We start from the raw sequence: 25,281 nt of genomic DNA on the forward strand, positions 1-25,281 counted from the left end.
GTCAGTCCTTCCATTCGGTCGAGGCGGTGATCAGCTGATTCAGCCGGGACGGGTGCAGCGGCAGCGAATCGATCGGTACGCCGAGGCGGGACAGCGCGTCCTCCACCGCGTTGGCCACCGCCGCGGGGAAACTCATGCTCGAGCCTTCGCCGGCGCCCTTGGCGCCCAGCCGGGTGACCGGCGACGGCGTGCTCAGATGCTCACTTGTCAACGGGAAAAGGGATTCCGCCGAGGTCGGCACCAGGTAGTCGAGGAAGGTCGAGGACGGTTGGCCGGAGTCGGTGTAGGCCAGTTCCTCATAGAGCGCGCCGCCGAGACCGTGCACGATCGCGCCGTGGATCTGGCCCTCGAGCAGTTGTTCGTTCAGCACGGTGCCCGGATCGTGCACGCTGAAGACATCGGTGATGCTCAGCTCGAGGGTCTCCGGGTCGATGCGTACCGAGACCGCCTCGGCCACGAATCCGTAGCACAGTGAGGAATTGATGGTGTCGGAGCGGGACGCCGCCTGGGCCTGGGGTGGGGTGAACGCGGCATTGACCTCGAGCAGGGCGGGTTCTCCCTCCGGCAGCGAACCCGGATCCCAGTGCACGACGCCGGCCAGTTCGCGGAGGCGTACCGACCGGGAGTGGTCGCCGATCACCCGCACCACCCCCTCGGCGAGCTCGAGCTCCTCGGCCGGCGCGTCGAGGCGGTGCGCCGCGATCCGCCGCAACCGGTTGCCCAGCTCGCGGGCGGCGTCCACCACCGCGGAGGTGAGCAGCGGGGAGAACCGGGAGGAGTAGCTGCCGGTGGTGATCGTCCAGGCGGTGGTCGCGGTGTCCATGGTGACCACCGGGCGTACCAGCTCCGGCCGCAGGCCGAGTTCGGCGGCGACCACGTCGCGGGCGACGGTGGCGTGCCCCTGGCCCTGCGGCAGGGTGCCCAGGGTGACGGTGACGGCGCCCTGGGCGTCCATGCTGAGGTGCACGTGTTCGGTGGATCCGGACTTGCCCCGGCCGGGTACCCGGTCCTCGGCGGGGGTGGCCAGGCCGACGTAGCCGATGTTGGTTCCCGAGGGTTCCACCGCCAGCGCGATCCCGGTCCCGACCAGCTCACCGTTGGCCCGGGCCGCTCGGTCGGCGGCCCGCCGGGCGGCGTACCCGGAACTCTCGGCCAGCCGGCTCAGCACGGCCGGGTAGTCGCCGGAGTCATAGATCCCGCCGGTCGGCGTGGCGTAGGGGAAGGAATCGGTGGCCACCAGATTGCGGACGCGGAACTCCAGCGGGTCCACCCCGAGTTCGCCGGCGGCGCGATCCATCAGCCGTTCCAGCCCGAAGTAGAGCTGCTGTCCGCCGAAGCCGCGGTTGAGCCCCGTCGGGGTCTTGTTGGTGACCACCGCACGCGCCCGCAGTCCCACCGCGTCGATCCGGTAGGGGCCGGTGAGGTTGCCGAAGCAGCGGTAGAGGGTGGCCGGTTCGGGTGGGCGCAGGTAGGCGCCGACGTTCTCGACGAAGTCGATCTCCAGGCCGCGGACGATGCCGTCACCGTCCAGGGCGCCGCGGAAGCGCATGTGCCGATCCGATCCGGCCGAGCTCGCGAGCAGGTGTTCGATCCGGTCCTCGGTCCAGCGCACCGGTCGCCCGGCGATCCGGGACGCGAGCGCCATCAGCGTCATGTAGGGATAGATGCCGGCCTTGATCCCGAAGCTGCCGCCGTTGTCCGCCGGCATCTTCAACCGCAGCTGGGTGCTGGACAGCCCCAGCGCACCGCAGAGCACCGGAACCATCGAGAACGGGCCGTGGAAGTTCGACCAGATGGTGACATCGGGGCCCTGCGGCCCCTCCCGCCAATCGGCGGCCACCACGTAGCACTCCATCGGCGTCGAGGAGTAGCGGGGGAAGTAGTAGTCGGCCTCGACGATCCGGTCGGCCTCGGCGAAGGCGTCGGCCACCGCGCCGAAGGAGAAGGTGCGATCGCTGGCGACATTGCTGTCCGCGGTCTCGTGCAACCGGGGCGCGTCCGCATCGGTCGCCGCCAGCGCGTCCACGACCACGGGCAACGGCTCGTAGTCGACCCGGACGAGTTCGGCGGCATCCTCGGCGGTGTAGCGATCGGTGGCGACCACCACGGCGACCGGCTCCCCCACGAAGCGGACCCGATCGGTACCCATCGGCAGGTACGGCATCGGCGTACGCAGGGACAGCGGGAACGGGCGCAGCAGTTCGCTCACGTCGTCGGGGGTGATCACCGCGGTGACCCCGGGATGGGCGAGGGCGGCGCCGGCGTCCACCCCGCGGATCCGGGCATGGGCGTGCGGGCTGCGCACGATCGCGGCGACCAGGCTCTGCCCGAAGGGATCGCGATCGTCCAGGAACTCACCCTGGCCGGTGAGCAGCGCCGCGTCCTCGACGCGCGCCAGCCCGCTGCCCGGCGGTCGAGCGCCGCTGCCTGCCATCCGTACCTCCGAGTGAATGAGTCAAATCGTATCGTCTGTTTCATACCGTACGAGGTGGACAGTACTGTAGCCGCTAACCTGTCCTCCATGTCAACACCCCGGCTGACCGTGACGTCCTATGTCGTACTGGGACTGCTGGCGCTGCGCGGGCCGTCCACCTCGTACGAGTTGAAGCGGGCGGTTGGGCATTCGGTGGGTTACTTCTGGCCCTTCCCGCATGCCCAGCTCTATTCCGAACCGCGGCGGCTCGCGGCCGCCGGGCTGCTCGAGGTGGACGAGGAGACCGAGGGGCGCCGGCGGCAGACGTTCACGCTCACCGACGCGGGCCGGGAGGCGCTGCAGGAGTGGCTGGAGGCGCCGACCCCGGAGCAAATGCAGGTGCGTGACGTCGCGGAGCTGAAGCTCTTCTTCGGCGAGCTGACCTCCCCCGACGGGCTCCGCGCTCTGGCCGACGACCAGGTACGCCAGCACACCGAGCGGTTGCGGGTCTACTCGGAGATGGCCGAGCGCTTCGGCGACCAGCCCGAGGTCGCCGCCCGCCTGGTGCCCCTGCGGCTCGGCATCGCCCTGGAGGAGACGTCACTGAAGTTCTGGACCGAGCTGCGCGAGGAGAACTTCTAGACTGCAGGCACGGTTTCGAAGGCGAGGCGGCAGATGCGGATCCCCCGGTTGCACGGCGAGATCGAGCGCCGTCTGTTGGTGAACTATCGGGTGACACCGGAGTTCATCGCTCCGCTGCTGCCGGCCCCGTTTCGGCCGCAATTGCGCAACGGGTACGCCGTCGCCGGGATCTGCCTGATCCGGCTCGGCGCGCTGCGCCCCTCCGGGCTACCGGCGATGTTCGGGATGCGCAGCGAGAACGCCGCTCATCGGATCGCGGTGGAGTGGGACGGCCCGGGCGGTGAGCAGCGGGCAGGGGTCTGGATCCCCCGCCGGGACAGCAATTCCCGGCTCACGGTCGCGCTCGGCGGCCGGGCCTTTCCGGGCGAGCATCACCACGCCCGGTTCGATGTTCACGAGACCGACCAACGGTTGCGCGTGGCGTTCGCCGCCGATGACGGGACGGCCCAGGTGGGTGTCGACGTCGCGGTCGACGATGACCTGCCCGAGTCGTTGTTGTTCGGGTCACTGGCCGAGGCGTCTGCCTTCTTCGAGCAGGGCGCGATCGGCTGGTCGGCGACCAGAGACCCGGCCCGGCACGACGGCCTGCGGCTGCGGACCATCGGCTGGCGGGTGGAACCGGTCCAGGTGCGCGTCGCGCAGTCGACGTTCTTCGACGACCCGGAGCGATACCCCCGCTGGACAATGCGCTGCTGATGCGCCGGGTACCGGTCGACTGGGAATCGGTGAGCAGCTTGCGCGCCGCCGGTGACGCCCCGATGCGCTGAGGGGTCGGCGTCTTCCGTGTCAGTGGTCGTCGTCCGATCCGGCCCGCCTGGTGCGTAGGCGATGCCGTAGGTGGCGCCGTGGTCGGCGATTTCGGTCCAATCCCTGTGGTGGCAGGAACTCCGGCAGCCGGTCCTCGGGGTTGATCCGGACCTCCCAGCGATTCTCGTTGTGCAGCTGCTGATGGGACGGCTCCGCCAGGGCGTGGTGATGCGGGCAGAGCAGTACCCCGTTGTCCAGGCTGGTCGGTCCACCGGCCCAGACCGGCCGGATGTGGTGGGCGTCGCAACGCCGGGCCGGCTGATCGCAGCCGGGGAAGACACAGCCACCGTCGCGGGCGACGAGCGCGGCCCGCAGTTCACCCTCGAAGAACCGCTGCGTTTCACCCACATCCAGCGGAACGCCCATGGAGTTGAGGACCACCGGAATGATCTCGGCATCACAGGCGAGCAGGCGGAGCTGCTGGGCCGACATCGGGCCGGCGGGAGTGTCGATGCAGCCGATGCCGCGGCGCGGGGTTTCGTAGTCGACGGTCACGTTCACCCGGGCCGGTCCGAACCACGCGCCGGGGCGTGGCGGGCGTCGGCGTAGGCCTGGGCGAGTTCCAGCAGCGCGTCGGCGCGGCGCATCGCCCGCGACGGCCGGCCGCCGCACAGCCCGAAGGACGGACCGGTGCAATAGGACCCGCACACCGGTGGCTCCTCGGTCTTGTTCTTGTCCACCAACGAATCAAGCAACGCGGCCAGCTTCTCACCCTCGGCGGCCGGTACTCGGCGTTTGATGAGGGTGGAGCCCATGCCGTCGTGGTTGAGGTGCAGTTCGCGGTTTCGGCGGGCGGCGTGCTCTTCGCGTTCCAGACGATGTTCCAGCAGGGCGTCGGCGTGGTCGGGATCGATGACCTCTACGAGGCGGTTGCCGACCACGGCGAGCTCGGCGGGATCAAGTGTCAGGGCGTGCTCGACCATGCTGCACTCGGCGGCGGTTTCCTTGCCGGGTGTGAGGTCCGGCGGCAGATGTTTAAGCGCGGTGAGGATCGCCAAGGTCTGCCGGGGTGAGATCTGCGCGTCGGCCAGTGCCTGCCACACGATCGGTGCGCATACCGTACGGATCGCTTCGCGCAGCACCCCGGCGGCGTGATTCGATGCGTAACCGTGGCGTTCCCGCATCCAGGTGGTGGTGCGGACTCCGTGCACGTGCTGGGCGGCGTCGCGGCTGTCGATGCTGGCCAGGGTCCGGGTGGTCAGGGCGTGGGTGCGGGCGGTGAGCTGTTCGTTGAGCTCGCCGAGTTCGAGTAGTTGTTCGTCGGTGAGGAGTTCATCGGTTTCGGCGAGGGCAGAACGCAGCAGCTCGTTGACCGTGGTGACGGTCTCGAGGATGGTGGCTGCGCTGCCGTTCATACCTCCCATTCAATAGGAGGGGTCTGACACTTTCGGCCGGATTCCCTGTCCATGAAGAAGATACCGAAATCTGTGGACAACTTTTCCGGGGACTTGGCTTCGACTCGTCGTTCCTCCTCGCTCAGCCGGCGTACCCGTTCATCTCGACACGATGAACGGGAGGGCGGTGTCGTAGGCGAGTTTGAGGATGAGGACAGAGACCACCACGAGGAAAACCTTGCGCACAAAGGAACTGCCGAGGCGTACCGCGGTCCGCGCGCCGAGCCAGCCGCCGGTGAGATTCGCCAGTGCCATGCAGCCGCCGACCAGCCAGAGCACCTCGCCGTGCGCACCGAAGACGATGATCGAGGCGATATTCGTTGCCAGGTTGGCGATCTTGGTGCGGGCGCTGGCCTCCAGGAAGCCGTAGCCGAGCACGGCGACCAGTGCGATCAGGAAGAACGAGCCCGTACCCGGCCCGAGCAGCCCGTCGTAACCGCCGACCGACAGCCCGATGGCGCCGGTCCGCCAGGCCTGCGCCCAGCCCGTGTGCCGCGGCGCGTGCTCCAACCCCAGCGTCGGCCGGAAGATCGTGAACAACCCCACCGCGATCAGCGCGACCAGCACGATCGGGGTCAGGTACGCCTTGGGGATCAGCCGCGCTGCCAGCGACCCGAGCGTCGATCCCAACGCGGCCAGCAGGACCAGCGGCAGCACCCCCAGCCAGTCCACCGTCACCGAGCGCAGATAGGTGATCGTTGCCGCGACCGTACCGGCCACCGAGGACACCTTGTTCGTGCCCAGCACGTCCCCGGTCGGGGTATCGGCGGGCAAGCCGATCAGCAGGCTGGGCAGCTGCACCAGTCCCCCGCCGCCCACCACGGCATCCACCCAGCCAGCCACCAGGGCCGCACCCATCAGGCCGAGCAGGGCGTACCAGGGCACCGGCAGATCGAGCACCATCAGGACCAGCGGGGAGATCACTGGCCCCAGTCTGCTGTAACTGTTTTATGCATCTCAACCCTTACAGCGCCCGCTGCAACAACAGCGGCGGCTGATCAGTTCTTGGACCCGGACAGCGCCGCCCAGCCGGCCATCCCGAAGAACACCGCCGCCGACCCTTTCGCCAGCGCACGGGCTCCGTTCCGACTGCGGATGAAGCCGCCGATCGCACCGGCCAGCAGCGACCAGATCCCGTCGATCAGCAGACCGCAGGCGGTGAACACCAGGCCGAGCACGAGCAGCTGCGGCCCCAACGGCCGGGCCGGATCGGCGAACTGCGGCAGGAAAGCGATGAAGAACAGCGCGACCTTCGGGTTGGTGATCCCGACCAGGAAACCCGAGCGCAGCTCGGCCCCGAGCCGGGGCGCCACCACGACCTCCTCGGGTGCGGCCGGGTCGTCGTTGCGGTGCCGCCACGCCTGGATTCCCAACCAGAGCAGGTAGATCACGCCGATCCACTTGATCACCTGGAACAGCGTGACACTCGCCGCGATCACCGCCGCCAGACCGGCGGCGGTCGCGATCGCATAGAGCAGGGTCGCGGTCTCCACCCCGATCGCGCAGCGCAGCGCCGACGCGCGCCCGTCCCGGGCACCGCGGGCCAGCAGGAAGACCACATTCGGCCCCGGCAGCAGCGCCAGCAGCACCGCCGCCAGCACGAAGCCCAGCAGGTGGGCCTGGTCAGGCACCGCTCTGCCCCGACGCGCCCCGGACCACCTCGGCCACCCGGGTGACCGCCTCGTCGACCGGGATCTCCTGCTTGTCCCCGGTACGCCGATCGCGCAGCTCGACCACGCCGTCGGCCAGCCCGCGGCCGACCACCAGCGCGGTCGGCATGCCCATGATCTCGGCGTCGGCGAACTTCACCCCCGGGGAGGCCTTGCGGTCATCGAGCAACACCCGGATCCCCTGCTGGGTCAGGGATTCGGCGATCTCCGTCGCCTTCGCCAGCAGCTCCTCGCCCTTGCCGGTGGCGAGCACCTGCACGTCATAGGGGGCCAGCGCCCGCGGCCAGCTCAGTCCCTTGTCGTCGCAGGTTGCCTCGGCCACCGCGGCGACCGCCCGGGAGACGCCGATGCCGTAGGAGCCCATCGTCACCGTGGCCTGTTTGCCGTTGGCGTCGAGCACCTTGAGGCCCAGCGCGTCGGCGTACTTGCGGCCGAGCTGGAAGATGTGGCCCATCTCCATCCCGCGGGCCAGCTCCAGCGGACCGGAGCCGTCGGGTGCGGGGTCGCCGGCCCGGATCTCGGCGACGTCGAGCACCCCGTCGGGGGTGAAGTCGCGGCCGCAGACCAGATCGAAGACGTGCTTGCCGGGCTGGTTCGCACCGGTCACCCAGGCGGTCCCGGAGACCACCCGGGGGTCCACCAGATACCGCACCCGACCGGCGGCCTCGTCGCCCTCGAGGTCCCCGACGCCGAGCACCTGCGGACCGATGTATCCCTTGACCAGTTGGGGATACGTCGCGAAGTCCTCCTCGGCGAAGGGCTCGACCACGGCCGGCTCGACCGCCGCCTCCAACCGCTTGGCATCGACCTCCCGGTCACCGGGCAGTCCGACCGCCAGCGGCGCGCGGGTCCCGTCGGGCTGACGCAGCATGAACACCACGTTCTTCAGCGTGTCGGCGGCCGCGTAGTCGCGGTCGGGGAACAGCTTCCGGGCGGCCTGCACCAGGGTCTCGATGGTCGGGGTGTCCGGGGTGTCCTCGACATGTGCGGCGGGCGCGTCGTCGAACGGGATCGGCTCGGGTGCGGCGACCTTGACGGCCTCGACGTTGGCGGCGTACCCGCCCGGGGAGCGGACAAAGGTGTCCTCGCCATTTGCTGCCACGGCAAGGAATTCCTCCGACGCCGAGCCGCCCATCGCACCAGAGGTCGCCTGCACGATCACGTAGTCGAAGCCGAGCCGGTCGAAGACCTTGATGTAGGCCTCGCGGTGCTTCTGGTAGCTGGCCTCGAGACCGGCGTCGTCGATGTCGAAGGAGTAGGAGTCCTTCATCACGAACTCGCGGCCGCGGAGCAGCCCGGCGCGCGGCCGGGCCTCGTCGCGGTACTTGATCTGGATCTGGTACAGCGCCAGCGGGAGATCCTTGTAGGAGGAGTAGAGATCCTTCACCAGCAGGGTGAACATCTCCTCGTGGGTCGGCCCGAGCAGCATGTCGTTGTCGCGGCGATCCTTGAGCCGGAACAGATTGTCGCCGTATTCGCTCCACCGGTTCGACGCCTCGTAGGGCTCGCGCGGCAGCAGCGCCGGGAAGCGGACCTCCTGGGCGCCGATCGCGTTCATCTCCTCGCGGACGATCTCCTCGACCCGCTGCAGCACGGTCAGGCCCAGCGGCAGCCAGGAGTAGATGCCCGGCGCCACCCGGCGGATGTAACCGGCCCGGACCAGCCACCGGTGGCTCGGCACCTCGGCGTCGGCCGGATCCTCCCGCAGGGTCCTCACGAACAGCTCCGACATCCGTGCGACCTGGGTCACGGGCACTCCTCCACTCGGCTCACAGCGTTCGGCGGGGTACGCCGAATGCCCCACCGTCCTGGGGCACGAGCGGCAGCCTACCGCCCGGGGACCTCCGGGCCGACCTGAAAAATGCCGAGGGTGATCTGATCCGGGTCGGTGACGGACAGGAACGGGAACCCGCCCACGGTGGTGATCTCCCCCACCGGATGCCCGGCGGCCTGCAGGCGCGCCGCGACCTCGGCCAGCGGTTCCTCGGTGCGCAGCCCGAGCTGGACCATGATCGGGCCCTGCTCGGGGCTCTGGCCGCGGCCCTCGATCGCGATCGCCCCGCTGGCCTCGTCACCGAACATCACCAGCCAGAGGTTGTCGCCGCGGGCGATCGGGCGGAAACCGAAGATCTCGAACAGACCCACCGCGTCGTCGGGATTGCTGCTGTGGTGCAGCGCGAGCACGTCCAGCGCGTGATGCGGATAGTCCGAGCCCTGGTCGTCGGGATCGCGGAAGCTCTCCGCGATCCAGAGGGTACGCCGATCCGGTGCGGTCACCGAGAGTCCGGGGAAGTCGGTGTCGCTGATCCGGCGGGCGGCGAGCCCGGCCACCCGGACCGCCTGCTCGGCCGCGTCCAGATCGGTGGTCTCCAGGGTGAGCTCGCTGCGACCGGGCCGGGCCGGGCCCTCCGCGGGGAACAGCGCGACCATCCCGCCGCGGCCCCACACGAACGCCGCGCCGTCGCCATCGCGACGGACGGTGCGGTGCAGCCCGACCACCTCCAGGAAGGCGCTCATCCGCTCGACATCGTGGGTCGGGCGGTACAGACAGACCACGAAATCTGCGGTCACGATTCCTCCCAGGGGGCCGGTTCCGGTCGTTCCCCTCAGCCTAGCGAGGCACCGTTCAGTAGAGGACGGTGGCGAACTCCCCCACCTGTTGAAATCCCACCCGGGCGTAGGTCGCGCGCGCCGGCGCGTTGAAACTGTTCACATACAGCGAGATCGTGTCGGCCTGTTCCCGAGCCAACCGCACCACCGCCGCCATCGCCGGCGCGGCGAGCCCCTGCCCGCGCAGCTCCGGGCTGAGCCACACCCCCTGCACCTGGGCCACCCCCTGGGCCACCGAGCCGATGTCGGACTTGTAGATCACCCGATCGTCCTCGACGATGCCGAACGCGCGGCCCTGCTGGATCAGCCGGCGGACGTAACTCAGGTACGGCCCGCGGTCGCCACCGACCAACGGGGACACCCCGACCTCCTCGGTGTACATCCGCACCGCGGCATCGAAGTACGCCTCCAGATGTTCCGGTCCGATCCGGATGACCCGCTCATCAATCGGCACCACGGGCTCGCCCGCGATCGCCAGCATCGGCTGGCTGCGGCGTACCTCGCGTACCGCCGACCAGGACCGTCCCCACTTCTCGGCGGACAGTTCCCACAGCGTGAGCGCCTGGTCGGCCGGCCCGACGATCGAACTGCAGCGGCGTACCCCCGACCCGGCGACCACGAATGCGGCCAGCGCCTCCGCGTCGGCCTCCACCGGCACCAGATTGGAGCCGCAGTGGCACATCGCGACCAGTTCGCCGTCGCGGAAGTGACCGAGCACCGGACAGCCGAGCCGCCAGGCGTCCAGACCGTAGGCCTGCACCCGGGCGGCGACGAAGACGTGCGCCACCGGGTCGCGGCCGAGCAGTTGCCAGGCGTCAGCCAGATCGCCGTCGTCGAGGGTGCGTACCTCGGTGTGCAGGATGGTCACCGGGTGCTCCGTGGCTCAGGCGCCGGCGACGCTGACCTCCGGGGAGCCGGACGGCAGGTCGTCGGCCAGCCGCATCGCCTCCTCGATCAGGGTTTCCACGATCTCGGCCTCCTTAACGGTCTTGATCACCTCGCCCTTGACGAAGATCTGACCCTTGCCGTTGCCGGAGGCGACACCCAGGTCGGCCTCCCGGGCCTCGCCCGGCCCGTTGACGACGCAGCCCATCACGGCAACCCGCAGCGGCGCGTCCAGCCCCTCGAGTCCGGCGGTCACCTTCTCGGCCAGGGTGTAGACGTCGACCTGGGCACGGCCGCAGGACGGGCAGGAGACGATCTCCAGCTTGCGCGGACGCAGGTTCAGCGATTCCAGGATCTTGGTGCCGACCTTGACCTCCTCGACCGGGTCGGCCGACAGCGATACCCGGATGGTGTCGCCGATGCCCTGGCTGAGCAGCGCGCCGAAGGCGGTGGCGGACTTGATCGTGCCCTGGAAGGCGGGGCCGGCCTCGGTGACGCCCAGGTGCAGCGGCCAGTCGCCGCGTTCGGCGAGCAGCTGGTAGGCGCGCACCATCACCACCGGGTCGTTGTGCTTGACCGAGATCTTGAAGTCGTGGAAGTCGTGCTCCTCGAACAGCGAGGCCTCCCAGACCGCGGATTCGACCAGCGCCTCGGGGGTCGCCTTGCCGTACTTGGCGAGCAGCCGCTTGTCCAGCGAGCCGGCGTTCACCCCGATCCGGATGCTGACCCCGGCGTCCTTTGCGGCCTTCGCGATCTCACCGACCTTGTCGTCGAAGGCCTTGATGTTGCCCGGGTTCACCCGGACCGCGGCGCAGCCGGCGTCGATCGCGGCGAAGACGTACTTCGGCTGGAAGTGGATGTCGGCGATCACCGGGATCTGCGAGTGCTGCGCGATCTCAGGCAGCGCGGCGGCGTCGTCCTGGCTCGGGCAGGCGACCCGGACGATGTCGCATCCGGCCGCGGTGAGCTGGGCGATCTGCTGCAGGGTGGAGTTCACATCGGTGGTCTGGGTGGTGGTCATCGACTGCACCGAGATCGGCGCATCGCCGCCGACCAGCACGTCACCGACCTTGATCTGGCGGGTCTTGCGGCGCGGCGCCAGTACCGGCACGACCTCGGGTGTGGGCAGATCAGTCATGGATCCATTCTCTCGTCACGGAATCAGAAAGAGCTACGGGTCAGAAGAGTCTGAGCGGGTTGAAGATGTCGGCCAGGATCAGCACCGCACCGGACAGCGCGATGAAGGCGAAGACGGCGTACGCCACCGGCAGCATCTTGGCGGTGTCCAGGTGCCCGGGGTCGGGGCGGTTGAACAGCTTCGCCGCGCCGCGCCGGATCCCCTCGATGATCGCGCCCAGGATGTGGCCGCCGTCCAGCGGCAGCAGCGGGACGAAGTTGAAGATCGCCACGAACAGGTTGACGTTGCCGAGCAGGGCCATGAAGGTGGCCACCTTGTCCCCGGCGGTGAGCTGGTCGGTCGCGGAGATCTCGCCGGCCGCCCGGCTGGCGCCGACGATGCTCATCGGACCGTAGACATCGCGCGGCTTGCCGGTGACCATGTCGACCGCGGTGTTCCAGACCTTCACCGGGAACTGGGCCAGCACGGCGGCGGAGGTCTTGGTCATGTCCACCATCTGGGTGACCACCATGCCGGGGCCGCCGCGGACCATCTCCGAGCGCGGGACGAAGCCGAGGAAGCCGGCCTCCACCTTCTTGCCCGGATCCCATTCGGACTGGACGCCGTTGATCACGGTGTTCACCGGGGTCAGCGGCACCTGCTGGCCGCCACGCTCGACGACGATCGCGGCGGCCCCGTCCCGGTTGTCGCGGATCATGTCCTGCAGCTGCTGCCAGTCGGCGATCTGGACGCCGTTGAAGGAGACGATCCGGTCGCCGTCCCGCAGCCCGGCCGCGGCGGCCGGGGTCTGCGGATCCCCGGGCTGGCAGGTCTGCTGGTCGGGCCGGTCGGCGGGGACGATGCACTGGCTGACCGCGCCGACCACCGGCTGCGGCTGGTTGATGCCGTGGATGCCGAAGACGCCCCAGAGGATGAAGAAGGCCAGGATGAGGTTCATCAGCGGGCCGCCGATCATCACGATCAGCTTCTGCCAGGTCTTCTTCTGGTAGAAGAAGCGGCCGTCGTCGGCGGGATCGATGTCGGCCCATTCGGCCTCCCGGCCGGCGTCGATCAGCGAGGCCAGCGGGTTCGCCGAGGTGCCGGAGTTGCGTACCTTGCCGGTCTTCTTCTCCGGCGGGTACATCCCGATCAGCTTCACATAACCGCCGAGCGGGATGGCCTTGACGCCGTAACGGGTCTCACCACGCTTGACCGACCAGAGGGTCTTGCCGAAGCCGACGAAGTATTCGGTGACCTTCACCCCGAAGAGCTTGGCCGGCACCATGTGGCCGACCTCGTGCAGCGCGATCGAGGCCATGATCAGGGCGAAGAAGAGGATCGCCCCGCCGATGTAGATCAGCATGTCCATGCGCGCTCGTCACTCCTCGGGCGTTTCGGTGAGCCGGTCGGCCCGGCCGCGAGCCCAACGGTCGGCCGCGAGCACGTCGGCGACGGTGACCCGGTCCGGGGGGACCAGTGCCGATCCTACGTCCTCGCCGGAAATGGTGGCGCCGTCGGCGCGGCCGTCGCCGGTGTGCTCGTCGAGCACCCGCGCGATCGTGTCGACGATGTCGAGGAAGCCGATCCGGCCGGCGCAGAAGGCGTCCACGCAGGCCTCGTTGGCGGCGTTGAAGACCGCCGGCGCGGTACCACCGAGGCGACCGGCCCGCTTGATCAGCTCGATCGCCGGGAAGGCCTGGTGGTCGATCGGCTCGAAGGTCCAGCTGGCGGCCTGTCGCCAATCGATCGGGTACGCCGCATCGGCGACCCGGTCGGGCCAGGTGAGGCCGAGCGCGATCGGCAGTTTCATGTCCGGCGGTGAGCACTGCGCCATCGTGGAGCCGTCGACGAACTCCACCATCGAGTGCACGATCGACTGCGGATGCGCGACCGGTTCGATGTCGGCCAGGTCGACGTCGTAGAGCAGCGCCGCCTCCAGCACCTCCAACGCCTTGTTCACCAGGGTCGCGGAGTTGATCGTGATCACCCGGCCCATGTTCCAGGTCGGGTGCTGCATCGCCTGCTCGGGGGTGACGGTGCGCATCTGCTCGCGCGTCCACCCGCGGAACGGGCCGCCCGAGGCGGTGACGATCACCCGGCGTACCTCGTCCCGACGCCCGGCCCGCAGGCACTGGGCGATCGCCGAATGCTCGGAGTCCACCGCGACGAGCTGTCCGTCGGCGGCCTTGTCGGTGACCAGCCGGCCGCCGATCACCAGCGACTCCTTGTTGGCCAGCGCGAGCGTGGTACCGGCCTCCAGGGTGGCCAGGGTGGCACCGAGCCCGGCGGAACCGGTGATCCCGTTGAGCACCACGTCGGCCCCCTCGGCGGCCAGCCGGGTGGCGGCGTCGGGGCCGGCCAGGATCTTCGGCAGCGTGGTGTCGCCGGTGGCCCAGCCGCGCTGCTTCGCCTCCGCGTACAGGGCCAGCTGCAGGTCCTGCACCGCCTGCGCCTGACCGACCGCGACCACCTTGGGCTGATGGTCCAGGATCTGCTGGGCGAGCAGCGGGATGTTGCTGCCGCCGGCGGCCAGCCCGGTGACCCGGAACTGCTCGGGGCGGTCGCCGATCACCTCCAGCGCCTGGGTACCGATGGAGCCGGTACTGCCGAGAATGATGACCTCACGCACGCCTGCCAGTGTGTCAGACCGGCACCCGATGAGAGAACGTTCAGTTGGACGCCCGATCCAGTCATCCTTCACAAATCACCGGCCTACTCAGTAAGTTCTTTCCACACCCCCGGACACCCCAAGTCTCGGAGACCCCGAGCCGATCAAAGGAGATCCATGCAGATCCGAACCCTTCGCAGGGGCGCACTGGCGTGCGTGGCCGCGGTAGCACTGGTGCTGCCCGCCGTGCCGGCCGCCATGGCCGCCCCGCAGGCTGAACCGCCGTCGACCCCGGTGCCCTTCACCCCGGTCGAGGGTGAGATCAACAGCTATGTGGTCAACGTGAACGGCGCCAACCCCGGCAAGACCAAGCAGGCCGAGAAGGCCGTGGTCGAGTCCGGCGGCAAGGTGGTGCAGTCCTGGCCGCAGATCGGTGTGGTGATCGCGCATTCCACCAAGGCCGACTTCCTGACCAAGATCCGCGCGACCAAGAAGAACGTCGTCGAGTCCGCCGGTCCGTCGCGTACCGCGCCGGTCACCGAGGGTACGCCGGGCACCTCCGGTTTCCGCTCCAAGGGCGCCTCGGGCTACAAGAAGAAGCCGCAGTTCCCCAACGGTGACGAGCGCGGCACCACCACTCCGGCGACCGCCCAGGATCCGGGCGAGTCGCAGCAGTGGAACAACCAGATGATCAAGTCCGATCAGGCGAACAAGATCACCGACGGCTCGCGGAACGTGCTGGTCGGCGTACTGGACTCCGGCATCGACTACGACCACCCGGATCTGCGCCAGAACATCGACGTGGGCAACTCGGTGAGCTGTGTGGGCGCCGGTCAGCCGAACACCGGCCGGATCGACAACAAGTACGCCTGGGAGGACACCACCTCCTACCACGGCACGCACGTGGCGGGCACCATCGCCGCCGCGCGCAACGGCCAGGGCATCGTCGGCGTCGCGCCGAACGTGCGGATGGCCTCGGTGAAGGTCGTCAACGACGACGGCTTCATCTACCCCGAGTACGCGATCTGCGGCTTCGTCTGGGCCGGTGACAAGAACATGGACGTCACCAACAACTCCTACTTCGTCGACCCGTTCGAGTTCTGGTGTGGCGATCAGGCCAACCAGGCCCCGGCGATGGAGGCGGTCCGCCGCTCCGTGGCGTACGCCACCGGCAAGGGTGTCGTGCACGCGGCCGCTGCCGGCAACTCCAGCTACGACCTGGCGAACAAGACGACCGATGAGGGGTCTCCGAACGACAGCACGGCCGTCCCTCGGCAGATCAACAGTTCGTGCAAGGACATCCCGACCGAGCTCGACGGTGTGGTCACGGTGTCCTCGGTGGACCAGGCGAGGCAGAAGTCCGGCTTCTCCAACTACGGCTACGGCGTGATCGACGTGTCGGCCCCGGGTTCGGCGATCCTGTCCACCATGCCGACCGATCACCCGACGGCGCCGAACTACGCCAAGCTCAGCGGCACCTCGATGGCGTCCCCGCACGTCGCCGGTGTGCTGGCGCTGATGAAGTCGGCCAACCCGAACGCGACCCCGGCACAGTTGATCTCGATGCTGAAGGCGCAGGCGCAGGACACCCCGTGCCCGACGACCTACACGGTTGACCCGCGGTACCCGCAGGATCAGAAGTGCACCGGTACCGCCGCCTACAACAGCTTCTACGGTGACGGCATCGTGGACGCCCTGAAGGCGGTGCAGCCGCGCAGCTGACGTCCTGACCCAGCGGGGCCGGTCCGATCGCGGACCGGCCCCGTTGTCATGCCCGCTCCCCCGTACGCCGGCTGAGCGAGCGAGGAACGAGCGAGTCGAAGCCCACCCCTTGTACGCCGGCTGAGCGAGCGAGGAACGAGCGAGTCGAAGCCCACACCCACCCCCAAGAAAGTTCCAACTTCACCGGTGTAGATTCGTACATCTATGCTAATCTGGTAGATAGCACATGGAGGAGGTGACCACCGATGACCGACCCGCAGCGCGCGCAGCTGTTCGCAGCGATCCGCGCCGAGAGCGACGCGATCACCACCGCCGAAGCGCGCCGCCTGGTCGCGATCGCGGTCGCCTGCGACACCTACTCCGGCCTCGACACCCACACCGGTGAACAGACCGCCCGCGTCCTGCACGGTGAGCAGCTCGTGTTCCCCGGTGCGGACGGGACGCCGGGGATCACCGAGTTCTTCCACCTCGAGTTGGCGTTGTCGCTGGGCTGTTCACCGGAGACCGCGCAGGTCTGGACCGCCGACGTGTTGAACCTGCGGCACCGACATCCGATGCTGTGGGACGCCACCATCGCCGGTGACATCCCCGTCTGGGTCGCCCGCGACGTCTCCCGCGCCGCACTCCACCTGTCGTTCACGCAGGCTCGCGAATTCGACTCGCTGTGGGCACTGCGACTCGTCTCCCTCACCCCGCGACGGGCGGTGAAGACCACCGAAACCCAGGTCGCACTGATCCTCAACGTCGACAAAGAAGCCGAACGACAGGCTGCGAAGAAACACCGCCGCGTCGAGTTGACCCCCAGTCGCACCGTTCCCGGCATCACCGACCTCTACGCCAGTCTCGACGCCGGCGACGCCGCCCACCTCAACGGCACCCTCGACCGACTCGCCGACGTGCTGAAAGCGGGCGGATCCACCGCCTCCCGCGACGAACTCCGCGCCGAAGCTCTCGGCCACCTCGCGCATCCCGACCGCGCCCGACAATTGCTACAACCCTCCCTGCTCGACGGCGCGACCGTCACCCCGCAAGGGGATGTGGTCAACCGGGACGGCGAAATCGTCACCACTACTCACGAACGATGCCGACACGGTGCCGAACTGATCCTGCACCTCCACCAGAAGGACCTGGCCAACGGCCGCGGCGGCGAAGGCGAAGCTCTCGGCCCGATCACCCTGCAACACCTCAAGGAACTCCTCGAACGGTGCACGGGGAAGGTGACGATCAAACCGGTGATCGACCTGGCCGCCCCGGTCATGGTGAACACCTACCGCCCAACCGACGAACTCGGCATGCGGGTCAAGCTCCGGGACCGGTATGTGATGTTCCCCCACTCCAACCGCTCCGCGTTCGGCCGAGGTGTCGACCTGGACCACACGGTTCCCGCACCGGACGGGCCGACCTCGACCGACAATCTGGGTCCGCTGAACCGGGCACCGCACCGGGCCCGGACCCATGCCGGCTATCAGGTCGACCAACCCTCGCCGGGGGTGTTCCACTGGAGATCCCCCGCCGGGCAGGAAGTCTGGGTCAGCCGGCACGGGACCTGGGATCATCCCCCACCCGACGCTCTGATCAACGACCCCGCTGCCGGCGCCGGCCGATACGAGACCCTGCTCCGCGAAACCCTGTGCAACGGAAAAGCCCAGCTCGAGAAGGAACAGGCCGAAGCCGAACAGGCCGCCGACGAAGCTCGCGAACGCGAGCGGCTCCGCCGTGCCCGCAAAGCGCAACGCCTCCGCGAGCAACGCCAGGCCGCCCGCGAACGAGCCAAAGCAGCCAAGGCCACGAAGCCGAACAAGCCGCAGCAGAACAAGGTGACCCACCACGTTGGTTGAGCGAGAAGTGCAGCGATCCCACCACGTTGGTTGAGCGAGGAGCGCAGCGACGAGTCGAAACCATCGTCACCCAGAGGCAGTGGCTTCGACTCGTCGTTCCTCCTCGCTCAGCCGACGTGGGAAGGCGTCCTCCTCAGGACCGCGACTGCCGCGCGGCCCGGCGTACCCCTTCCGGATTGCGGATCGTCAGGAAGGACAGCGGCCCACCGGCCGCCAGCAGGCCGGCGCACCAGAACATCGCCGCCCGGTACCCCGCACCGAACGCGGCCGGGTTCTGGTAGTCATCGCCCGACAGCCCGACCAGCAACGGCAGCGCCGCGACCGCGAGCAGCGAGCCGGCCCGGGCGATGGCGTTGTTGATGCCGGAGGCGATGCCGGCGTTGTGATCCGGGGCGGCGGCCAGCACGGTCGCGGTCAACGGCGCCACCAGGGTCGCCAGCCCGAGCCCGAAGACGACCAGCGGCAGCGCGACGTCCAGCCAGTAGTTCACGCTCGCCCCCACCCGGGACAGCAGCAGCGTGCCGACCGCGCAGAGCAGCGGACCCACGGTCATCGGCAGCCGCGGCCCGATGTGCGCGGCCAGCGCACCACCCCGCCCGGCCAGGAAGATCATCATCACCGTAACCGGCAGCGTCGACAGCCCCGCGGTCAGCGCATCGAAACCGGAGACGACCTGCAACTGCAGCACCAGGAAGAACATCACCGCGCCTAGCGCGGCATAGGTGAGCAGCGTCATCGCGTTCGCCGCCGAGAACTGCCGGGCCCCGAACAGCTTCGGCGGCATCATCGGGTGCGGCGAACGGCGTTCCTGCACGACGAAACCGACCCCGGCGGCGAGGCCGACGAGGCCGGCGGCCAGCGCGACCTGCGGCAGCGTCGTCCACTCGATCAACGCATACGTGATGCCGGCCAGTCCGAGGCTGCCGAGCACCGCACCGAGCACATCGAAGCCGGCAACGGCTTCCTCGTCGCGGGTCTCCGGCACGTGCCGGGCGGCGAAGAGCGTCACCGCGGCGATCGGCAGGTTGATCAGGAACACCCAGCGCCAGCTCGCGTACTGCACCAGCCACCCGCCGAGGAACGGCCCGATCGCGGTCGCGACACTGCCCAGGCCCGACCAGGTACCGATCGCCCGCGCCCGGTCGTCGCGGACGAACGCGCCCTGGATCATCGCCAGCGAACCCGGGGTGAGCAGGGCCGCCGCCACGCCCTGCAGCACCCGCGCGGCGATCAGCACCGGTGCGGTCGGCGCCAGCCCACAGGCCAGCGAGGCCAGCGCGAACCCGATCACCCCGAGCACGAAGATCTTCCGCCGGCCGTACCGGTCCCCCAGCGAACCGCCGAGCAGGATCAGCGAGGCCAGGCTGAGCAGGTAGCCGTTGGAGATCCATTGCAGGTCGGCCAGGCCCGCGTCCAGGTCCTCGCCGATGCGGCGCAGCGCGACGTTGACCACGGTGCTGTCCAGCAGCGCCATCCCGGAACCGAGGGTGGCGGCGGCCAACACCCAGCGCCCTGTCGGCGAGGCGATCCGGATTCCCGCTTGGCCACTCACCGACCCAGCATGGCACGCGGCTAGGGTGCTGACAGAACGGACGGCGAGTGAACCGAGGTCTGTGATGGTCGACTACTTCCAGGAGATCGAGTTCGGGATCTTCCCCACCCCGGCGGCCGACAGCGTGGAACGGCTGGTCGGTCTCGCCGAGCTGGCCGATGCGGTCGGCATCGACCTGATCGCGATCCAGGACCATCCCTACCAGGGCCAGTTCGTCGACACCTGGACACTGCTGTCGGTGATCGGCACGCGTACCTCGCAGCTGCGGTTGGCGCCCAATGTCGCCAGCCTGCCGCTGCGCCCGCCGGTGATGCTCGGCAAGGCGGCGGCCACCCTGGACCTGCTCACCGCGGGCCGGGTCGAGCTCGGCCTCGGCGCCGGCGCGTTCTGGGACGCCATCGAGGCGGCCGGCGGGCCGCGGCGTACGCCCGGGGAAGCGGTGGACGCGCTGGCCGAGGCGATCGAGATCCTGCGCGGCATGTGGCGCGGGGAGTCGCTGCGTTTCGACGGCGAGCACTACCGGGTGCACGGGCTGCATGCCGGGCCGGTACCGGCGCACGAGATCCCGATCTGGATCGGCTCCTACAAACCACGGATGCTGCGGCTGACCGGGCGGCTCGCCGACGGCTGGGTGCCCTCGATGGGGTACGCCGACCCGCCGGCCCTGCCGGAGCTCAGCAAGGTGCTCGACGAGGCCGCGCTGAAGGCCGGCCGCTCGCCCGGTGCGATCAAGCGGATCTACAACATATTTGGAAAATTCGGCCGCGGCGGCGGGTTCCTGCAGGGCACGCCGGCGGACTGGGCCGAGCAGCTCGCCGAGCTGGCGCTGACCACCGGGATGAGCACCTTCATCGTCGGTACCGAGGATCCGGACACGGTCCGGATCCTGGCGGCCGAGGTGGCGCCGGCGGTCCGCGAGCTGGTCGCCGCCGAGCGGGCGAATCCGACGTCCCGCCCGGAATCCGAACCAGCACAGGAAAAGGCCGCGGCCGCACCGTCCGCCGGCCAGCAACTCCGGGTGACCCCCACGCCCGACGACGGCGTACGCCTCAGCACGTCCCTGCCCTGGGACGAGAGCACCCGGCCCACCAAGCCGCAGACCCAGGACCAGAGCGAGTTCACCGCCGCCCAGCTCGCCGTGCCGCAGCACCTGATCGACATGCACGACGGGCTGCGCGCCGAGCTGGAGCAGGTCCGCGACGTCGTCTCCCAGGTCCGTACCGGGCACCTGTCGGTCGGCCAGGCGCGCTCGGTGATCAATACGATGACGATGCGGCAGAACAACTGGACCCTGGGCGCGTTCTGCGAGTCCTACTGCCGAATCGTCACCGGCCACCACACCCTGGAGGATCGCAGCATCTTCCCGCACCTGCGGCATTCCGAGCCCGACCTGGCGCCGGTGCTGGATCGGCTGAAAGACGAACACGAGGTGATCCACGAGGTCCTCGACGCCCTGGACCGGGCGCTGGTCGGCCTCGTCGACGCCGAGGGGTATGGCGCCAAAGGCCGGGAGGCTTTGGATCGGCTGCAGACCCAGATCGATCTGCTCACCGACACCCTGCTCTCCCACCTCGCCTACGAGGAGCGTGAACTGCTGGTACCCCTGGCCCGCTACGGTTTCCAGTGATGCGTGAATTCACCGAGATCGAAACCCTGGCCGAGTTCGACGAGCACATCGGCCATACCGACTCGCTGCGGGGCTGGTTCCTGCAGTCGGTCGACCTGACCGACCGCGCCGCGGAGCTGGCCCGGGTCGACGTCGCCGGGGCGGTCTTCCTCGGCTGCCGGCTGGATGAGCAGACCGAGCGGGAGCTGCCCGGTCGGGGTGCGCTGCTGTTCCCGCAACTGCCGGATGTGCCCTTCGATCCCTACCGCGGCACGCTCTATACCGCCGAGGAGCTCTACGACCAGCCGCGCTATGCCGATTCGGTCGATGCCCGGGTGTACGCCTGGTCGCGCGCCGAGGGTGCGGTACCGCCGATCCCGGACACCCTGGCCACGGCGCTGCACGACCACGCGATCAGCGACGCGCTGGACGAGTTGGAACTGGATCCGGCGAAGGTGGTCGGCGTGATGGGCGGGCATGCGTTGCGCCGCGACGACCCGGCGTACGCCGCAGCGGCCCGGCTCGGTCAGCGGCTCGCCGAGGCCGGGTACGTGGTGCTCACCGGTGGTGGCCCGGGTGCGATGGAGGCGGCCAATCTGGGCGCCTGGTTCGCGGGCCGCGGTGATGCGCTGGACGAGGCGATCGCCGAGCTGGCCACCGCCCCGAGCTTCAGCCCCGATATCGACGCCTGGGCAGGGATCGCGCTGGCTGTGCGGCGGCGTTGGCCGGCCACCGACGGGGTGCTCTCGATCGGCATCCCGACCTGGTTCTATGGCCACGAGCCGCCGAACGTGTTCTGCACCCACATCGCCAAGTACTTCGCGAATGCGCTGCGCGAGGACACCCTGCTGCAGCGCTGCCGCGGCGGCATCGTCTACCTGCCCGGCGCGGCCGGCACGGTGCAGGAGATCTTCCAGGCCGCGACCGGCAACTACTACGCCGCCGACGACACCCTGGTCGCGCCGATGGTGCTGGTCGGCCGCGAGCACTGGACCGAGAAGCTGCCCGCCTGGCCACTGCTGCAGGCACTCGGGGCGGGCCGGGAGATGGGCCGCCGGCTGCATCTGGTGGATGCAGCCGGCGACGTGATGGCTCTGCTGGTCAACTGACTCCCACGGGTTCGCGCGCCGGTGCCGATCGAGCGGGAGTCGTCCCCGGATCGTCATCGGCGCGGGCCCGGAAGCCGCGCAGACGCAGGCTGTTGCTGACGACGAAGACGCTGGACAGCGCCATTGCTGCGCCGGCGAGCATCGGGTTGAGCAGACCGAACGCGGCCAGCGGGATCGCTGCCGAGTTGTAGGCGAAGGCCCAGAACAGGTTCGTCTTGATGGTGCCCAGCGTCTTGCGGGACAGCCGGATCGCATCCGCGGCAGCCCGCAGATCCCCGCGGACCAGGGTGATGTCCGCCGCCTCGATCGCCACATCTGTGCCGGTGCCCATCGCCAGCCCGAGGTCTGCCTGAGCGAGCGCCGGGGCATCGTTCACGCCGTCACCGACCATGGCGACGACCTTGCCCTGCTGCTGCAGCCGGACGACGACATCGACCTTGTCGGACGGCAGCACCTCGGCATGCACCTGGTCGATTCCGACCTCGGCGGCGACCTGTGCGGCCACCGTCTGGTTGTCCCCGGTGAGCAGCACCGGCGTCAGACCGAGCTCCTTGAACTGGGCGATGGCCTGCACGCTGGTCGGCTTGATCCGATCCGAGACGACCAGGACGCCGCGGGCCGCTCCGTCCCAACCGACGACGATCGCGGTCCTGCCTTCGGATTCGGCCGCCCGTTTCGCCGTCCGCAGCTGCACATCGAGCTGCATCGATTCGTCGGCCAGGAACGTTTCGCGGCCGGCCAGCACGACCTGCCCGTCGATGGTGCCCCGGACGCCCCGGCCCGCTACGTTGTCGAACGATTCCGGGGTCGGGAGCGGGCCGATCTCGCCGGCCGCGCCGGTGGCGATGGCCTGGGCGATCGGATGCTCGGAGGCGTTCTCCAGTCCGCCGGCGAGCCGCAGCAACTCGGCCCGCTCGACCCCCTCGCCGGTGATGACCTCGGTCAGCGTCATCTTGCCGGTGGTCACGGTGCCGGTCTTGTCCAGCACGATCGTGTCGACCCGCCGGGTGGACTCCAGCACCTCCGGGCCCTTGATCAGCACCCCGAGTTGCGCACCTCGACCGGTGCCCACCAGCAGCGCGGTCGGCGTGGCCAGGCCCAGTGCACACGGGCACGCGATGATGAGCACCGCCACTGCCGCGGTGAACCCGGCCGAGAGCGGGAACCCGGCACCGATCCAGGCGCCGAGGGTGACGACGGCGATGGTGATCGCGATCGGGACGAACACGCCGGAGACCCGGTCGGCGAGCCGCTGCACCTCGGCCTTGCCCGACTGGGCGTCCTCCACCAGCCGGGCCATCTGCGCGAGCTGGGTGTCCGAGCCGACCCGGGTGGCGCGCACGATCAGGCGGCCGCCCGCGTTGACGGTCGCGCCGGTGACCGGATCGCCCTCGGCGACCTCGACCGGCACCGATTCACCGGTGAGCATCGAGGCGTCGATGGCGGAGGTGCCGGAGGCGATCACTCCGTCGGTGGCGATCTTCTCCCCGGGCCGGACAACGAACTCATCACCCACCGAGAGTTCCTCGATCGGCACCCTGGCCTCCACCCCGTCACGCAGGATCGCGACCTCCTTGGCGCCGAGCTCGAGCAGGGCCCGCAGGGCCGCACCGGCCCGCCGCTTGGAGCGCTTCTCGAAGTAGCGGCCGAGCAGGATGAAGGTGATCACCCCGGCCGCGACCTCCAGGTAGATCGAGGAAAGACCGTTGCTGCGCGAGATCGTGAACTCGAAGGCGTGTGTCATCCCACGATCGCCTGCGGTGCCGAAGAAGAGCGCGACGATCGACCACAGCAGGGCGGCCGTCGTCCCCACCGAGATCAGCGTGTCCATGGTCGCCGCGCCATGCTTGAGGTTCATCCAGGCGGCGCGATGGAACGGCCAACCCGCCCACACCACGACCGGGGCGGCCAGCACCAGCGACGCGAAGCCCCAGTAGTCGAACTGCAGCGCCGGAATCATCGCCAGCGCGATGACCGGAACCGCCAACACGGCCGAGGTGATCAATCGGGTACGCAGTGAGCGCAGCTCGGCGTCCTCGGCCGACTCGGCGACGTCATCGCCACCGGTCGCTTGCTGGTTGGCTGGCGCGGGCAGTGCCGCGGTGTAACCGGTCTTCTCCACCTCGGCGATCAACAGTTGCGGATCGTAGCCAGCAGGTGCATTCACGCTGGCCTTCTCGGTGGCGTAGTTCACGCTCGCGGAGACTCCGTCGAGCTTGTTGAGCTTCGTCTCGATCCGGTTCGCGCACGAGGCACAGGTCATGCCGCCGATCTGCAGCTCGACGCTGCGGCTCTCCTGGCCCTCGGTCTCAGTCGTGCTCATTGCCGTCACTCCCCTGATTCGGTGTCGTCTCGTTGCCTGTTGCCGGTCGCGTGCCGGGCGCGCTCCCACCGGTGGTGTCGAGCACCAACGGTGCGCTGTGCACCCGCCCGTCGACCTGGAAGTCGAAATAGAGCAGGTATCGCCCCGCAGTCGGGGTGGTCGCCTGGAACCGCACCTCCGGGCCCGACAGTTCCCCTGCGGTCGGCGTCTCCCCCTCCGGATGCACGTGCAGGTAGGCCAGATCGCCGTCTCGCAGCGCGACCAGATGCCCGAACGCGCCGAGATAGGGCTGCAGGGTCGTCACCGGTTTCCCGTCGCGATCGACGCTCAGCGTCAACGCCGAGGCACGGCCCGGGACCAGCTCACCGGTCACCCGAACCGTGTAGCCATCGACCTCGACCTCGGTCACCGCCCCGGTGGCCGGCTGGGCCTGGAACGGGCCCGAGACCTGCACCATGGTCGACAGGGTCAGCCCCTCGCCGGTGGCACTGGGAACGAAGTCGGCGAACACCCGATAGGTGCCGGCGGCGTCCCACACCCAGGGAATCGACCAGGCCCCGTCGGGGCCGCGCTCGGGATGCACGTGTCGGAACTGCTGTCCGTCGGAGCGCACCACGATGAGGTGCAGCTCCTTCTCGTGTTCCCGGTCGAATTCGGTGACGGCGGTGCCGTCGGCATTCCGCACGGTCAACCTGAGCTCGCCCGGCGTACCCACGTCGGTGGGTGCCGTGACATCGGTGAGCGCGAAGCCGTTCTGCGCTCGTCCCAGACCGAGCGCTGCGGCGCCATCGCTCGCGTGGTCCATCCCTTCCATCGCCTCGTCTCCCATCTTGTTGTCATTCATGCCGGCATGCTCACCGGCGGAGCTGGTCCAGTTGTCCACGACCGATGTCGGCACGACCGCGTTCGCGGTGACCGCTGCGATACCGAACGCGGCGGCCAGTCCCAGGCCGAAGAGGGTCAGCTTGAGTGGTGCGCGCATCAG

Annotated in this window: 20 protein-coding genes; 6 read left to right on the forward strand and 14 right to left on the reverse strand. The window is 69.3% G+C overall.

Annotated elements, in window-relative coordinates; translation table 11 throughout:
• Position 1: 1 nt before the first annotated feature.
• Positions 2 to 2,434, reverse strand: coding sequence for a xanthine dehydrogenase family protein molybdopterin-binding subunit (locus tag BI335_RS10480; RefSeq protein ID WP_094430835.1), 2,433 nt, complete (start codon positions 2,432 to 2,434; stop codon positions 2 to 4).
• Positions 2,435 to 2,521: 87 nt separating this feature from the next.
• Between BI335_RS10480 and BI335_RS10485 the strand changes: the two genes are divergently transcribed.
• Both BI335_RS10485 and BI335_RS10490 read left to right on the forward strand, forming a co-directional pair.
• Positions 2,522 to 3,055 (forward strand): PadR family transcriptional regulator, encoded by a 534-nt coding sequence (locus BI335_RS10485; RefSeq protein WP_094430837.1) that lies wholly within the window; start codon positions 2,522 to 2,524, stop codon positions 3,053 to 3,055.
• Between the two features lie 33 nt (positions 3,056 to 3,088).
• The gene (locus BI335_RS10490; RefSeq protein WP_229119540.1) at positions 3,089 to 3,751 is read left to right on the forward strand and encodes a DUF2071 domain-containing protein; all 663 of its coding nucleotides are present in this window, start codon (positions 3,089 to 3,091) and stop codon (positions 3,749 to 3,751) included.
• A gap of 90 nt (positions 3,752 to 3,841) precedes the next feature.
• On the opposite strand, the gene BI335_RS10495 is transcribed toward BI335_RS10490, so the two are convergent.
• The 10 genes from BI335_RS10495 to dxr form a co-directional block, all read right to left on the reverse strand.
• Positions 3,842 to 4,363, reverse strand: a complete 522-nt coding sequence (locus BI335_RS10495) for an HNH endonuclease signature motif containing protein (protein WP_172421839.1) — start codon at positions 4,361 to 4,363, stop codon at positions 3,842 to 3,844.
• Complete coding sequence (locus tag BI335_RS10500; RefSeq protein ID WP_172421840.1) at positions 4,360 to 5,217, reverse strand: DUF222 domain-containing protein; 858 nt, start codon at positions 5,215 to 5,217, stop codon at positions 4,360 to 4,362. The genes BI335_RS10495 and BI335_RS10500 overlap by 4 nt, the downstream gene beginning before the upstream one ends.
• Positions 5,218 to 5,355: 138 nt before the next feature.
• A complete protein-coding gene (locus tag BI335_RS10505) occupies positions 5,356 to 6,180 on the reverse strand; it encodes a sulfite exporter TauE/SafE family protein (RefSeq protein WP_229119541.1) in 825 nt (274 codons plus the stop codon).
• A 74-nt stretch (positions 6,181 to 6,254) separates the two neighbouring features.
• The gene (locus BI335_RS10510) at positions 6,255 to 6,887 is read right to left on the reverse strand and encodes a LysE family translocator (protein ID WP_172421841.1); all 633 of its coding nucleotides are present in this window, start codon (positions 6,885 to 6,887) and stop codon (positions 6,255 to 6,257) included.
• Positions 6,880 to 8,658, reverse strand: a complete 1,779-nt coding sequence (locus BI335_RS10515; RefSeq protein ID WP_094430901.1) for a proline--tRNA ligase — start codon at positions 8,656 to 8,658, stop codon at positions 6,880 to 6,882. Before BI335_RS10515 ends, BI335_RS10510 begins: the two co-directional genes overlap by 8 nt.
• A 95-nt stretch (positions 8,659 to 8,753) precedes the next feature.
• The gene (locus tag BI335_RS10520; RefSeq protein WP_094430845.1) at positions 8,754 to 9,497 is read right to left on the reverse strand and encodes a VOC family protein; all 744 of its coding nucleotides are present in this window, start codon (positions 9,495 to 9,497) and stop codon (positions 8,754 to 8,756) included.
• 55 nt (positions 9,498 to 9,552) lie between these two features.
• On the reverse strand, positions 9,553 to 10,395 hold the full coding sequence (locus tag BI335_RS10525) for a GNAT family N-acetyltransferase (RefSeq protein WP_094430904.1): 843 nt from the start codon (positions 10,393 to 10,395) through the stop codon (positions 9,553 to 9,555).
• Between the two features lie 24 nt (positions 10,396 to 10,419).
• The gene (gene ispG / locus BI335_RS10530) at positions 10,420 to 11,559 is read right to left on the reverse strand and encodes a flavodoxin-dependent (E)-4-hydroxy-3-methylbut-2-enyl-diphosphate synthase (RefSeq protein WP_094430847.1); all 1,140 of its coding nucleotides are present in this window, start codon (positions 11,557 to 11,559) and stop codon (positions 10,420 to 10,422) included.
• 40 nt (positions 11,560 to 11,599) lie between these two features.
• Complete coding sequence (locus tag BI335_RS10535; RefSeq protein ID WP_094430850.1) at positions 11,600 to 12,907, reverse strand: M50 family metallopeptidase; 1,308 nt, start codon at positions 12,905 to 12,907, stop codon at positions 11,600 to 11,602.
• A gap of 9 nt (positions 12,908 to 12,916) precedes the next feature.
• Positions 12,917 to 14,167, reverse strand: a complete 1,251-nt coding sequence (gene dxr, locus BI335_RS10540) for a 1-deoxy-D-xylulose-5-phosphate reductoisomerase (RefSeq protein WP_094430852.1) — start codon at positions 14,165 to 14,167, stop codon at positions 12,917 to 12,919.
• Between the two features lie 156 nt (positions 14,168 to 14,323).
• Here dxr and BI335_RS10545 point away from each other — a divergent pair, with 156 nt between their 5' ends.
• Both BI335_RS10545 and BI335_RS10550 read left to right on the forward strand, forming a co-directional pair.
• Complete coding sequence (locus BI335_RS10545; protein ID WP_094430854.1) at positions 14,324 to 15,868, forward strand: S8 family peptidase; 1,545 nt, start codon at positions 14,324 to 14,326, stop codon at positions 15,866 to 15,868.
• Positions 15,869 to 16,113: 245 nt separating this feature from the next.
• Positions 16,114 to 17,706: a DUF222 domain-containing protein gene (locus BI335_RS10550; protein WP_094430856.1), complete on the forward strand. Its 1,593-nt coding sequence runs from the start codon at positions 16,114 to 16,116 to the stop codon at positions 17,704 to 17,706.
• 133 nt (positions 17,707 to 17,839) lie between these two features.
• On the opposite strand, the gene BI335_RS10555 is transcribed toward BI335_RS10550, so the two are convergent.
• Positions 17,840 to 19,258, reverse strand: a complete 1,419-nt coding sequence (locus BI335_RS10555; RefSeq protein ID WP_094430858.1) for an MFS transporter — start codon at positions 19,256 to 19,258, stop codon at positions 17,840 to 17,842.
• Positions 19,259 to 19,322: 64 nt separating this feature from the next.
• On the opposite strand from BI335_RS10555, the gene BI335_RS10560 reads away from it, so the two are divergent.
• On the forward strand, positions 19,323 to 20,885 hold the full coding sequence (locus BI335_RS10560; RefSeq protein ID WP_094430860.1) for an LLM class flavin-dependent oxidoreductase: 1,563 nt from the start codon (positions 19,323 to 19,325) through the stop codon (positions 20,883 to 20,885).
• The gene (locus BI335_RS10565) at positions 20,885 to 21,973 is read left to right on the forward strand and encodes an LOG family protein (RefSeq protein WP_094430862.1); all 1,089 of its coding nucleotides are present in this window, start codon (positions 20,885 to 20,887) and stop codon (positions 21,971 to 21,973) included. The genes BI335_RS10560 and BI335_RS10565 overlap by 1 nt, the downstream gene beginning before the upstream one ends.
• On the opposite strand, the gene BI335_RS10570 is transcribed toward BI335_RS10565, so the two are convergent.
• A complete protein-coding gene (locus BI335_RS10570) occupies positions 21,966 to 24,296 on the reverse strand; it encodes a heavy metal translocating P-type ATPase (protein WP_172421842.1) in 2,331 nt (776 codons plus the stop codon). The genes BI335_RS10565 and BI335_RS10570 overlap by 8 nt on opposite strands.
• Complete coding sequence (locus BI335_RS10575; RefSeq protein ID WP_229119543.1) at positions 24,283 to 25,278, reverse strand: heavy-metal-associated domain-containing protein; 996 nt, start codon at positions 25,276 to 25,278, stop codon at positions 24,283 to 24,285. Before BI335_RS10575 ends, BI335_RS10570 begins: the two co-directional genes overlap by 14 nt.
• Between the last annotated feature and the right edge of the window lie 3 nt (positions 25,279 to 25,281).

This window comes from Enemella evansiae, from assembly GCF_002250705.1.
GTDB classification, from domain to species: Bacteria; Actinomycetota; Actinomycetes; order Propionibacteriales; family Propionibacteriaceae; genus Enemella; species Enemella evansiae.